General features: G+C 67.2%; 11 protein-coding genes. 8 read left to right on the top strand and 3 right to left on the bottom strand.

Annotation, left to right across the window (positions count from 1 at the left end; all coding sequences use genetic code 11):
• Positions 1-424 precede the first annotated feature (424 nt).
• A complete protein-coding gene (locus KEC56_RS05260; protein ID WP_175986984.1) occupies positions 425-1,060 on the top strand; it encodes a hypothetical protein in 636 nt (211 codons plus the stop codon).
• Positions 1,057-1,587, top strand: a complete 531-nt coding sequence (locus tag KEC56_RS05255) for an RNA polymerase sigma factor (protein WP_217702964.1) — start codon at positions 1,057-1,059, stop codon at positions 1,585-1,587. Before KEC56_RS05260 ends, KEC56_RS05255 begins: the two co-directional genes overlap by 4 nt.
• A 668-nt stretch (positions 1,588-2,255) precedes the next feature.
• On the opposite strand, the gene KEC56_RS05250 is transcribed toward KEC56_RS05255, so the two are convergent.
• On the bottom strand, positions 2,256-2,708 hold the full coding sequence (locus KEC56_RS05250; RefSeq protein ID WP_227530113.1) for a signal peptidase II: 453 nt from the start codon (positions 2,706-2,708) through the stop codon (positions 2,256-2,258).
• Positions 2,709-2,942: 234 nt separating this feature from the next.
• On the opposite strand from KEC56_RS05250, the gene cmtR reads away from it, so the two are divergent.
• The 6 genes from cmtR to hrpB all read left to right on the top strand — a co-directional run bounded on the left by cmtR (position 2,943) and on the right by hrpB (position 10,234).
• Positions 2,943-3,302, top strand: a complete 360-nt coding sequence (gene cmtR, locus KEC56_RS05245; RefSeq protein ID WP_061018111.1) for a Cd(II)/Pb(II)-sensing metalloregulatory transcriptional regulator CmtR — start codon at positions 2,943-2,945, stop codon at positions 3,300-3,302.
• Positions 3,299-3,904, top strand: a complete 606-nt coding sequence (locus KEC56_RS05240) for a cadmium resistance transporter (RefSeq protein ID WP_025103726.1) — start codon at positions 3,299-3,301, stop codon at positions 3,902-3,904. The genes cmtR and KEC56_RS05240 overlap by 4 nt, the downstream gene beginning before the upstream one ends.
• A gap of 98 nt (positions 3,905-4,002) precedes the next feature.
• Positions 4,003-4,971, top strand: coding sequence for a permease (locus KEC56_RS05235; RefSeq protein WP_227530143.1), 969 nt, complete (start codon positions 4,003-4,005; stop codon positions 4,969-4,971).
• A 484-nt stretch (positions 4,972-5,455) separates the two neighbouring features.
• Positions 5,456-5,884, top strand: coding sequence for a MarR family winged helix-turn-helix transcriptional regulator (locus KEC56_RS05230; RefSeq protein ID WP_227530112.1), 429 nt, complete (start codon positions 5,456-5,458; stop codon positions 5,882-5,884).
• Between the two features lie 100 nt (positions 5,885-5,984).
• The gene (locus tag KEC56_RS05225; protein ID WP_227530111.1) at positions 5,985-7,625 is read left to right on the top strand and encodes an SPFH domain-containing protein; all 1,641 of its coding nucleotides are present in this window, start codon (positions 5,985-5,987) and stop codon (positions 7,623-7,625) included.
• 59 nt (positions 7,626-7,684) lie between these two features.
• Positions 7,685-10,234: an ATP-dependent helicase HrpB gene (gene hrpB, locus KEC56_RS05220; RefSeq protein WP_227530110.1), complete on the top strand. Its 2,550-nt coding sequence runs from the start codon at positions 7,685-7,687 to the stop codon at positions 10,232-10,234.
• 47 nt (positions 10,235-10,281) lie between these two features.
• Here hrpB and KEC56_RS05215 read toward each other — a convergent pair whose 3' ends face one another.
• Both KEC56_RS05215 and KEC56_RS05210 read right to left on the bottom strand, forming a co-directional pair.
• Positions 10,282-10,596, bottom strand: a complete 315-nt coding sequence (locus tag KEC56_RS05215) for a hypothetical protein (protein ID WP_227530109.1) — start codon at positions 10,594-10,596, stop codon at positions 10,282-10,284.
• Positions 10,597-10,630: 34 nt separating this feature from the next.
• Positions 10,631-12,181, bottom strand: a complete 1,551-nt coding sequence (locus tag KEC56_RS05210) for an L-serine ammonia-lyase, iron-sulfur-dependent, subunit alpha (RefSeq protein ID WP_227530108.1) — start codon at positions 12,179-12,181, stop codon at positions 10,631-10,633.
• Positions 12,182-12,247 lie beyond the last annotated feature (66 nt).

Below are 12,247 nucleotides of genomic sequence, written 5' to 3'. Positions count from 1 at the left end.
GCTGCGGCCTTCTCCTCCGGCGAATACCGACGCATGGTCGGCTTCCCAGATCCCTCATTCGACACCATGACCCCATCCTCGTTTCCAAAGTCAGGAGTCTCCAACAAAGCCAGGGCGCTTCAATCCGCACAGCCCCCATACTTGCGTATGGGATGACGGCGCGGAAGCAACTCTGACAACAACGGTCAACACGACGGTTCGACGCCTTAGCCCCATATCGCGCCCTCATTGTCAGATTCGGAGCGCCCACGAGACACAAACCTCTTAAGCGCCATTACCGCTAAATACGGTGTGGTGCGCTGCATGTCTCGACACCAGGACCGGACTCACATCGAATCCTCTGTCGTCGACATCCTCGGGTGACAGACGTTTTGACCGTTGCTGGACATGTACAAGTTGAGAGCTTCTTTGAGGAAGGACTGACATGGACACCAGAGATCACGATGAGCTTGATCAGGCGTTGCGGCATCTCGCGTTTCCGACGACGCAGATCACCCCGGCAATCGAAGACGAGCTTGCATCTTTGACGATCGCCTCGTTGCGAGCAACGCGCCCGGTTGCGCGAAAGCGCGCCTGGCGGCTCTCCCTGACTGCGGGGGTCCCAGTCGTAGCGGTATTTGGGATCGGCACCGCTGCTATGGCAACGGGCCTATGGGCACCATGGGCGCAAACACCCGACGGCACGTTCACCTACACATTGCCCAGTGGCGTGGTTTGTGAGCAGCGCGTCGGCAATCTTCACGCAGAGAATCCCGACATCCAGCCCGCTGTCCAAGAGATCTTCACCACAATGGACGTCGTCGCCGAGTCGGATGTCACCACGCGGAACGAGCAACTACTCACTGAGGAATCCGCACTCGAATATGCGCAGGCCACGGTTGACGACAGCGAGTCGCCCGGTTTCGGCACTATCGAGGACGTGATCTACGGGATGGCGCTGCGCGGGGCGGTGCTCGAGACCGTGGATCAGGAACTCGTCCAGAGAGGGTTCGATATGTCCGATGAGCGCAACATGATCTCGGCCCAAGGCCAGGCTCTTTGCGGAGAGGACATCCCGTGAGCCGTCGTAGTTTGACCGACCGTCAGTCCCGGGGCGTCGACAACATCTCACTGAACGCCGCAGATCTCCTCGCGTACTTCGAGCACCGGGCCCGCGGCGCCGAAGCGGCCGACCTGTTGTCAGAGACGATGGCAACAGCATGGCGTCGAATCGATGCCATGCCCGACGCCACCATAGAAGCACGGATGTGGCTGTTCGTGATCGCCCGCAACGTCCTCGCGAACGCAGAGCGGGCAGCACAACGACGTTGGAGGCTCGCAGACAAACTTCGTGCCCACCTCACCACCGCTGCGCCTCCGGACGACTCCCAGCGCACGATCGAAGTACGCGACGCCGTGAGCCGTCTCGCTCCGGAGCTTCGCGAACTGATCGGCCTCATCCACTGGGACGGATTCAGCATCTCCGACGCAGCCAGCATTGTCGGCATCCCCTCATCGACAGCGCGAACCCAATACCAGACGGCCCGGCGAGAGCTCGCACGATCTCTAACCTCAGTTGACCCCTCCGCTGACGTGAGCGTCTCGTAACTTCGGTGTCCGCAAACCAATGCGATACGAGACTCTTCCCGTGTCCACCGGGCGCGCCGCGGAACAGATCTGCCAGCCGAAGGCCCTGCCCGTTTCCGATTATGGCGGGCGGTTGCGGCGGTCGTTTGAGCACTAGTCCTGAACCCCGCCAGAAACGATCATTTTCGGCAGGTACCGATGGTGGTGCCGCCGATCACCGTCCGACACTCTCCGTGAGATTCCGACAGGTTTCGTGAGACGATCCGCCAACTTCGTGAGATTCCGCCACCTTTCGTGAGATCGGACAAGACATGTCCGATCTCACGAGAGTTGTCGGTTGGTGAGACAGCGCATCCCCGGAAAGACGGGTGAGTGGTGCGCTGCCGATACTGCCGGTTGTCTCACGAAACTTGTCGGTAATCGCGTTTCGCTCTCACCCCTACCTAAAAGGTCGGGCGGACTGTTTCGGCGCAACAGGTTCCGGCAGGGTGTTTCGGCAGGTGCGCGAGCCGGCGTGTCGTGCAGTCAGCTGGCGACCTCGGCGGGCCCGCCGGAAACGATCGATTTCGGCGGGCGCTGAAGCCATATTCGCGTGACCCATGCAGCGCGAGCGTCCCAGCACGGGGAGGAGATTCACGCGGACATGGCAAACAGATGACTACGGTAAAGACGAGATGAGTTTGCGGAGGTCAGGCACCAGGAGACTGTCCACGGGGAAGCTCAGGGCGGGGATTCAGGATGATCTGAATGAGGCCCAGGCCGACGCCGATGCCGATGGAGATATCCGCGATGTTGCCAATGAAGAGGTTGCCGTAGGCGAGGAAATCGGTCACGTGACCGACGCCGAATCCCGGCGGGGCAAGGAGGCGATCGATGAGGTTGCCCACTGCTCCGCCCCAGACGAATCCGATAGCGACCGCCCACACGATCGACTTGGATCGCCACGCAGCGTAGAGGAGTGCGATCGTCGCTGTGGTTCCGATCACAGTAAACACCCACGTGCTCCCCGACCCGAGCGACATGACTGTGCCGGGATTGAATGCCAGCTGGAGGCCCAACAGGTCACCAACTAGGGGAATGCGCTCGTGCTCGCTGAGCCGGGTCAGGGCTAGAGCCTTCGAACCCTGGTCGATCACCGTCATGCTGAATGCGACCAGGAGCGCAACAACCAGCCTCCGACCTCGATCCCGCCTCACCAGGCGCCACTCATGCGGTAGGTATGGCGGGCGCCAGCACGGTGCTCCGGTAGGAGTGATGAGGTGTGCACGAGGGGATTCCTGACGTTGAGCGTTTGTAGTCCAGACGCTTCGGATCGCGCCCATTCGGAGGATCTGGCGCCGCACTCGATAATACATCCAAGCGTGTATATTCATTGAGTGCTGACTATTACTACTCGCTTGGACGTGATGAATCGCCTCGGCCGCGCTATGGCCGACTCGACGCGATCACGCATTCTTATGTCGCTGCTTGACGGCCCGATCTATCCGGCGGCGCTCGCCCGCGAGCTGGGCCTGAGCCCATCGAACGTCTCCAACCATCTCACGTGCCTCCGTGACTGCGGCATCGTCGTGGCAGAGCCCGAGGGGCGGCGCACTCGATACGAGGTCGCAGATCCTCGGCTGACCACGGCGCTGACCGCTCTACTGGATACGACCCTGGCCGTGGATCACGAGGCCGAGTGCATCGACCCCACGTGCACAGTTGCGGACTGCTGCACGATGGAGGTCAGCGCATGATCTTCCTCTCCATCCTGCAAGCAGTTGGTCTGTTCCTGGTAACGAACATCGACGACATCATCGTGCTCTCGCTGTTCTTCGCCCGAGGTGCGGGCCAACGAGGTACAACGACCCGGATTCTGCTCGGACAGTATTTGGGGTTCGCTGGCATCCTCGGCGCCGCCGTACTCGTTGCTCTCGGCGCAGGAGCGTTCCTCCCTCCTGAAGTCATTCCCTACTTCGGCCTCATCCCCCTGGGTTTGGGTCTCTGGGCGGCATGGCAGGCGTGGCGCAATCGCGACGACGACGATGACGACGAGGGCAAGATCGAAGGAAAAAAGGTCGCGGTCTGGGCTGTGGCCGGGGTCACCTTCGCCAACGGCGGTGACAACATCGGCGTCTACGTCCCCGTGTTCCTCAGCGTGGGTCCCGCCGCGGTCGTCGCGTACTGCGTGGTGTTCCTGGCCCTCGTTGCGGTCCTGGTCGTTGTCGCAAAGTTCATCGCTACTCGTCGACCGATCGCGGAGATCCTGGAACGTTGGGAACACGTGCTGTTCCCGCTCGTTCTGATCGGTCTGGGCATCTTCATCCTGGTTAGCGGTGGCGCATTCGGGCTGCGATGAGTCGAGCACGAGTGACGCGGTTGCCTGACCCGGAGCAGGTGACCACCAGGGCGAGCAGCGGGGCACCTCCTGCTGCTCGCTCGCGTGCTGCGTGGGCGATGGTCGGTGTCGGCGTGTGCGTGATTGCGGCACTATTGCTGATCGAAATTTTCGCGCCGACGTTCTTCCCGGTTTCCCTCCCGACCCGCGCGCAGGACGGCCTCACACTCGCTGTCAGCGTCCTCATTGAGTCGATGCCATTCGTCACGCTCGGCGTGGTCTTGTCGATCATCGTGCAGGTGTGGATTCCCGCCGGGGTGCTCGAACGTTGGATGCCGCGATGGGCATGGCTGCGTCGGATGGTGCTCTCGCTCCTGGGCATGTTCGTCCCGGTCTGCGAATGCGGCAACGTGCCGTTTGCTCGGGGACTGCTGATGCGCGGCTTCACTGTCCCGGATGCGCTCACATTCTTGATCGCAGCCCCGATCGTCAACCCGATCGTCATTCTCACGACCCACCAAGCCTTCGGATTCGATGACGGCATCCTGATTGCGCGCCTTCTCGGCGGCTACGCGATCGCCAACCTCATCGGCTGGCTGTACAGCCGTCACCCCGATCCGGGAACTCTACTCACTGACCAGTTCCGTGATACATGCGACAGAGCCGCCCACGAGTCAGGCAGCCGTGGCCGCGGTCGGCGCAGCCTCACCCAGTTCGTCGTCGAGTTCCGCGCAGTCATGCCCGCACTCGTGATCGGCTGCGCACTAGCCGGTGCCATTCAGGTGCTAATCCCCCGTGAGGTTCTCCTGTCTGTCGGATCCAATCCAGTCATGTCGATCGTGGCAATGATCTTGATCGCGATGGTCGTATCGATCTGTTCGAACGTGGATGCGTTCTTTGCCCTGTCGTTCGCGTCATTCTTCTCCGCAGGATCAGTCGTCGCCCTCCTCCTCGTCGGCCCCCTCGTCGACGTCAAAATGCTCGCTCTCCTGCGCACCACGTTTAGCACCCGGACTCTCGCGGGCATCGTGGCAATCGTGCTCCTCGCAGCCTTCACGATCGGGCTGGGACTCAACGTATTGGCGTAGCGGCGATGACGGGTTCCGAGTCGATGGATCGCCATTCGAGCCCTCGAGGCTCCGAGTGGATAATGCCCGATGGGGGGACAAGCCAGAAACGCCTGCCGAAAGCAGGTACCGGCGAGCACTAGCGGCAGGCGTCTAAGGACGTGGGATGCGAGCTCGCCGGAAACGATCATTTTCGGCAGGTACCGATGGCGGTGCCGCCGATCACCGTCCGACACTCTCCGTGAGATTCCGACAGGTTTCGTGAGACGATCCGCCAACTTCGTGAGATTCCGCCACCTTTCGTGAGATCGGACAGGACAAGTCGCCCCAGAACATTCGTGATCAAACCGTTGCATTCGTTACCTCGCCGTTATAGAGTGATCGCACGGTGAATGTTTGCTGTGGCATCCACCTCATGTGATTGCAGGACACTCTTGGTGCAAGGGACAAGGGCCGGTCGGGAGCCTCTCCGACCGGCCCTTCACCGTTCCGTTACTCTGTATCCATGTCAGACCGGAAGCTCGCGCTCGAAGCATGGGAGGGCCTGTTCCGCGCCCAGCACGAGCTCTTCGAAGCGATGAGCGCCGACTTCGTGGGCACCCCGATCACGCAGGCCGAGTACGACGTGCTCCTCACGGTCACGCGAGCACCGGAGATGACCGCGCGTCTGCGCGACGTCACGACGCACATGCTCATCAGCCAGCCGAGCGTCTCGCGACTGGTCGACCGGATGGTCGCCCGCGGACTGCTCACGAAGACCGGCGACCCGGCCGATGGCCGCGGCGCCGTCCTGAAGGCGACGGATGCCGGGGCGCGAGGCTTCCGCGAGGTCGCCACCGTGCACAGCCGCTCGATCATCGACCGCATGTCAGCGCTCGACGAGGACGAGCTCCGTCAGCTTCGCACGCTGACCGACAAGCTGCGCGGGCACTGACTCCACGGCACCCGCCCCTGCCCTGACGCGATACATGCCATCTCTGGCATAGTCGGGGGTGCCTGCTCCGCTCGGAGCGCACTCATTAGGGGGTAGTCACATGGAGATCGCCGGACTCGTCGGCATTCTGGTTCTCGTCGGCATAGCGGTCGTCGTTCTGATCGTGATCGGTCTGGTGATTCTTCTGTTCGCCCGGAGCTGGATCAAGGTCGCCAGGGCGGACGAGGCGCTGGTCATCTCGGGACGCAAGCAGAAAGTGCAGCGCGCAATCGTCAGCGCTGACGGCACGAGCAGCTCGGAGATCGTCGACTCCCCCGTGACCGTCATCGTCAACGGCAAGTCGCTCGTCAACCCGATCACGCAGCGCCACGAGATCATCTCGCTGCGTTCGCGCCAGGTGTCGCTGAACGCCGAAGCGCAGTCGCTCGACAGCGTCACGCTCAACGTCGATGGAGTCGCGATCGTGAAGATCGGATCCGACCCGCTCTACGTGCGCCGGGCCGCCGAGCGCTTCGCCTCGCAGGACAAGGCCATCGAGCAGTTCACCACCGAGCAGCTCGAAGGAGCGCTGCGCGGCATCGTCGCGACTCTGTCGGTTGTCGAGCTCATGCGCGAGCGCAAGAAGTTCTCCGACCAGATCGCCGCCGACGTCTCGCAGGAGCTCGCCGAACAGGGCCTCATCCTCGACTCGTTCCAGATCAAGGGCATCACCGACAAGGTCGGCTATATCCAGTCACTCGGTGCCCCCGAGATCCAGTCGAAGCGTCAGGCCGCCGAGATCTCGCAGACCAACGCCGACCGCGCGATCAACCAGAAGAACATCGCCAACCAGGAGTCGAACCTGGTCGAGCAGACCGCGCTCGACACGAACACGGCCAACGCGAACGCCGGCATCGGCCGCGCCCGCGCCGAGGCCGAGCAGGCCGAGCACCTCGCCCGCGCCCAGGCCGAGCAGTCCGTCCTCCAGCAGCAGGCCGAGAACCGCCAGGCCCAGCTGGATGCCGACGTCAAGCGCGTCGCCGATGCCCAGCGCTACGAGGCCGAGACCCGCGCACAGGCCGACCTGTACACCCGAGAGCGCGCCGCGGAGGCCGCCGCGATCGAGCAGGTCAAGCAGGCCGAGGCCCGCACCCGCATCGCCGAGCAGCAGGCCGAGGCCGACCGCGCCCGTGCCGCCGGTGAAGCAGCTGCCGCCGAGGCCAAGGCGACCGGTGAGGCGAACGCGCTCCGTGCGCTTGCGGACGCCGAGGCCGAAGCACGACGTCTGCGCGCCAGCGCCGAAGCCGAAGCCATCCGCGCCGAGGGCGAGGCCCGCGCCGCCGCCGTCGAGGCCGAAGCCAAGGCCATCGCATCGAACCAGGAGGCGTTCCTCTCGCAGCGCGTGCTCGAGGTGCTGCCGACGGTCATGGGCGAGTTCGCCAAGGGCTACGCGGCGATCGGCAGCGTCTCGATCATCGGCGGCAGCGGCGAGGACGGCGCATCGAACGTCATCGGAGCCGACAGCGCCAAGGCGATGAAGTCGGTGTTCGACAGCGTCAGCTCGGCGACCGGCCTCGACCTCGCCGCGATCATCCAGGGCCAGGCCGTCGGACGCGGAATCGGCGAAAGCCTCGCGAACGCTCAGACCGCGAACACCCCCGCCCCCGCTGCGACGGCTCCGGAGACTCCGCGAACGCGGGCTGCGGCGAAGGATGCCGGAGTGCAGGATGCCGGCGACGAGGCGGCCGCAGCCGGAGAGTAGGCTTCGAGTCCCTCCGGTCGCTCAGCCCGCCAGTCGCAGCGGCCAGCGACAATAGACGAGTGAAGACCGCGCCGTTCGACCTCGCCCGCATCGGCGACGGCCTGGCGTTCGCGGCAGCGGTCGGCGACCTCGACGCAGCACTCGATCGCAGCGACGGCGCCGTCGTCAGCGCCCCGCCCGGCACCGGCAAGACGACGCTGGTTCCCCCGATGCTCGCGAATCGCACCAGCGGACGGGTGATCGTCACCCAGCCCCGCCGCGTCGCCGCACGCGCGGCAGCGCGCCGACTCGCAGACCTCGACGGCTCGCCGCTCGGAGAGCGCGTCGGCTTCACGGTGCGCGGCGATCGGCAGATCCGCGACACCGCTCGCATCGAGGTCGTCACGGCCGGCATCCTGTTGCGCCGCCTGCTCGCCGATCCTGCCCTCGACGGCGTCGGCGCCGTCGTGATCGACGAGGTGCACGAGCGGGCTCTGGAGACCGACCTGCTCATCGGCCTGCTCGGCGAGGTGCGAGAGCTCCGTGACGACCTCGCCCTGATCGCGATGTCCGCGACGCTGGACGCCGACGCGGTCGCCGCCGCCGTCGGGACGACGGACTCCCCCGCACCGATCGTCGCACAGACCGTGCCACAGCATCCGCTCACCGAGCGCTGGGCGCCGAGCGCCGCGCCACGGCTGGACGAGCGGGGCGTCACGCGGAGCTTCCTCGACCACGTCGCGCAGGTCGCGACATCCGCCGCACGCGACGCCGGCGCCTCTGCCGACACCCTGGTCTTCGCACCCGGCGCGCGCGAGGTCGCCGAGATCGCGCGACGTCTGCGCGGTGCCGGCGGCGACTTCGACATCCGTGAACTGCACGGCCAGCTTCCCGCCGCCGATCAGGATGCCGTGATCCGCGGCCGCGAAGCCACAGACCCGCCCCGCATCATCGTGACGACCTCTCTCGCCGAATCCTCCCTCACTGTTCCCGGCGTCCGGGTCGTCGTCGACACCTGCCTGTCGCGGCAGCCGCAGCGCGACGCGGCCCGCGGGATGAGCGGCCTCGTGACCGTCCCGACCTCGCGCTCCTCGGCCGTGCAGCGCGCCGGACGCGCGACCCGCGAAGGACCCGGCACCGTGGTCCGCTGCGTCGACGAACGGACCTACGCCGCCGCCCCCGCGCGGCCCGCACCCGAGATCGCGACGACCGACCTGACCGAGGCCGCGCTGCTGCTCGCGTGCTGGGGCACGCCGGGCGGAACCGGCCTCCGGCTGCTCGACCCGCTCCCCGCCGACAGCCTGGCCGGATCCGCATCCGTGCTCCGCGGTCTCGGCGCGATCGACGACGACGGGCGGGCGACCGACGAGGGGCGCCAGCTCGCCCGCATCCCTGCTGATCCCCGCCTCGCCCGCGCGCTGCGCGACGGCGGTTCCCTGGTCGGCGGGCGCCTCGCCGCCGAGGTCGTCGCGCTGCTGGGCGGGCAGGCGCGCATCGCGGATGCCGACGCCGCTGCCGCCCTCGTGACTCTGCGCGGACGGCGAGGCGGCGACCATCGCGCCTGGGAGCAGGAGACCCGCCGATTGCAGCGGTTCACGGCCTCCGAGGACTCCGCACATCGCGGGACGGATGACGTCGGCCTCGTCATCGCGCTCGCGTTCCCCGAGCGGATCGCCCGCCGCGTGACGCGCGGTGCCGATGGCGCGACGTTCCTGCTCGCATCCGGCACGCGCGCCGGGATCACCGGACCGCTCGCCGACGCCGAGTGGTTGGCCGTCGCCGATGTCGCCCGCGCCTCAGGGCGTGCAGCCGCCGGTACCGGCGCGATCATCCGCTCGGCGGCGGTGATCGACGAGCGGCACGTAGAGCAGGCGGCGAGCCACCTCATCACCGACCGCGTCGAGGCGGAGTTCGCGGACGGCCGCGTCGTCGCGCGCCGCGAGCGACGCATCGGCGCGATCGTCCGCTCATCCGTCCCGGTGCGGGTGAGTGCGCAGGACGGCCAGAATGCTGTGCGCCGGGCCGTCGAGTCGGGCGGACTGGGCATCCTCACCTGGTCGGATGCCGCCGACGACCTGCGCCGCCGGCTCGCGCTGCTGCACCGTCAGCTGGGCGACCCCTGGCCGGACGTCTCGGATCGCGGGCTCCTCGCAGCGCTCGACACCTGGCTCGGTCCAGAGCTCGCAGCGCTCGCAGGCGGCGCACCGGTCGCTCGCCTCGACCTCGCGCCGGCGCTGCGCCGGCTGCTGCCGTGGCCGGCCGCCTCGGAGTTCGACGCGCTCGCGCAGGAGCGTCTGGAGGTGCCGAGCGGGTCGCGGGTCCGCATCGCCTATCCGCCTTTCGACGACCCGGATGCGCGGCCCGTCGTCGCCGTGAAGCTGCAGGAGTGCTTCGGTTGGGCGCAGACGCCTCGCATCGTCGGCGGCCGCGTGCCGGTGCTGTTCCACCTGCTCTCTCCTGCCGGCAGGCCTCTCGCCGTCACGGACGACCTCGCCTCGTTCTGGTCGGGTGCGTACGCACAGGTGCGCGCCGAGATGCGCGGCCGGTACCCGAAGCATCCGTGGCCGGAGGATCCGTGGGCGGCGGCACCGACCCGGCATACGAAGAAACGAGATGCTTCGACGCGCTGACGCGTCGGATCAAGACGTTTCGGCTCGCTTCGTTCGCGGGGCGCGTTTCAGCTGCGGCGCTGCGCGCCTCCGCTGAAAAACCCGCAGGGAAGACCCATGGCGGGTCGTTGAGCGAAGCGGCCGGAGCCCACGCAGACGAAACGGGCTGAGCGGGGAGCCGGAGGCGACGTGTCGAAGCCGCCTATCGCGTCCGCCGCCGCCGCGTCAGCGAGGCGAGCAGCAGGGCGCCCGACGGCGAAGGCGAGCACGACGAGCAGCGGCCCGTGGACGTCCCAGCCCTCGTGCATCGTCGCAGCCGCGATCCGCTCGCGGGCATCCGAGTCGCCCGGAGGGCGCCCCCCCCTGCCGCGTCTGCTCACCATGCCGACAGCCTACGACCGCCGGAGTTCACCGCGGTCAGCACTCGATGACGTTGACCGCGAGACCGCCCTCGCTGGTCTCCTTGTACTTCGTCGACATGTCGGCGCCGGTCTGCCGCATCGTCTCGACGACGGCGTCCAGTGAGACGTAGTGCTCGCCGTCGCCGCGCAGCGCGAGCCGCGCCGCCGTGACGGCGGTGGATGCCGCGATCGCGTTGCGCTCGATGCAGGGGATCTGCACGAGCCCGCCGATCGGATCGCAGGTGAGGCCGAGGTGATGCTCCATCGCGATCTCGGCGGCGTTCTCGATCTGCCGGTTCGTGCCGCCCATGACAGCCGTGAGACCGCCCGCCGCCATCGCGCACGCCGAGCCGACCTCGGCCTGGCAACCGCCCTCTGCACCCGAGATCGACGCGTTCGCCTTGAAGAGCGAACCGAGCGCGGTCGCGGTGAGGAGGAAGCGCCGGATGCCGCGGCGCCGGTTCGCCTCGGCGACCTGCTCGGGGGACGGTTCGCTTTCGGCTCCTTCCGGTCGCTCAAGCCGTTTCGTCTCGCTTCGCTCGCTCAACGACCCGTCAAGGGCACGCGCGTCGCCCCCGGAGAAGCCGAGGAGGGCGCTGCCGACGAGTTCGCCGTACGGGGTGACGGCGTTACCGGAGCCGAGCCCGGAGTCGGCGAGGAACCGCCACCAATACATCGCGACGGCGGGGAGGATGCCGGCGGCGCCGTTGGTGGGAGCGGTGACGACCCGTCCGCCCGCCGCGTTCTCCTCGTTCACGGCGAGCGCGAACGCGCCCAGCCACTCCCCCGGGATCGCGGGCGAGCCGTCCGCCTCGATCGTGTCCAGCTGCTCGCGGATCGCCCCGGCCCTGCGCTTGACCTTGAGGATGCCGGGCAGCACGCCGACCGCGTGGAGTCCGGCATCCACGCAGCCGGCCATAGCATCCCAGATCGCGTCGAGACCGGCCGCGACCTCCTGCTCGGAGCGCAGCGCCATCTCGTTCTCGCGGGCGACGTCGGCGATCGTGATGCCGCGCTCGTCGCACAGCGCGAGCAGCGTCGCAGCATCCGTGTAGTCGAGCGGGAATCCCCCGGCGGCGATCTGCACCTCCTCGCCGTCGCGCCCGATGAACCCGCCGCCGATCGAATAGTACGTGTGCTCGGCGATCACGTCGCCGGCGGCGTCGTGCAGGCGCAGCGTCATGGCGTTCGGGTGGCCGGGCAGTCGCGTGCGCGGGGCGAACTCGATGTCGTCCTTCACGAACGGCACGGGATGCTCGCCGGCCAGCAGCAGCGGAGCGCCCTCCGGGTACGCGGACCACGCCGAACGGACCTCGGCCGGGTCGCAGGTCTCCGGCGCCAGTCCGCGGAGCCCAGCGATGACGGCATCCGGGGTGCCGTGCCCGATCCCGGTGGCGCCCAGCGACCCGTACAGCGTGCACGTGACCCTGGCGGCATCCGCGAGCGCCCCGTCCGCACGCAGCCGCTGCACGAAGTCGAGCGCGGCGCGCATGGGTCCGACGGTGTGGGAACTGGACGGCCCAACACCGATGGAGAACAGGTCGAAGGCCGAGACGTACGCAGTCACTCCTCCAGGCTACGCTGGCGACGTCGAAACGCAGGGAAGAAAAGAGCCCCGCCGCTTTCGCGACGG

Origin of the sequence: Microbacterium tenebrionis (assembly GCF_020682665.1) — a bacterium.
In the GTDB taxonomy this organism is placed as follows: domain Bacteria; phylum Actinomycetota; class Actinomycetes; order Actinomycetales; family Microbacteriaceae; genus Microbacterium; species Microbacterium tenebrionis.
The sequence above is the reverse complement of the archived record's forward strand: the minus strand, read 5'-3'. Positions and strand labels throughout refer to the sequence as shown.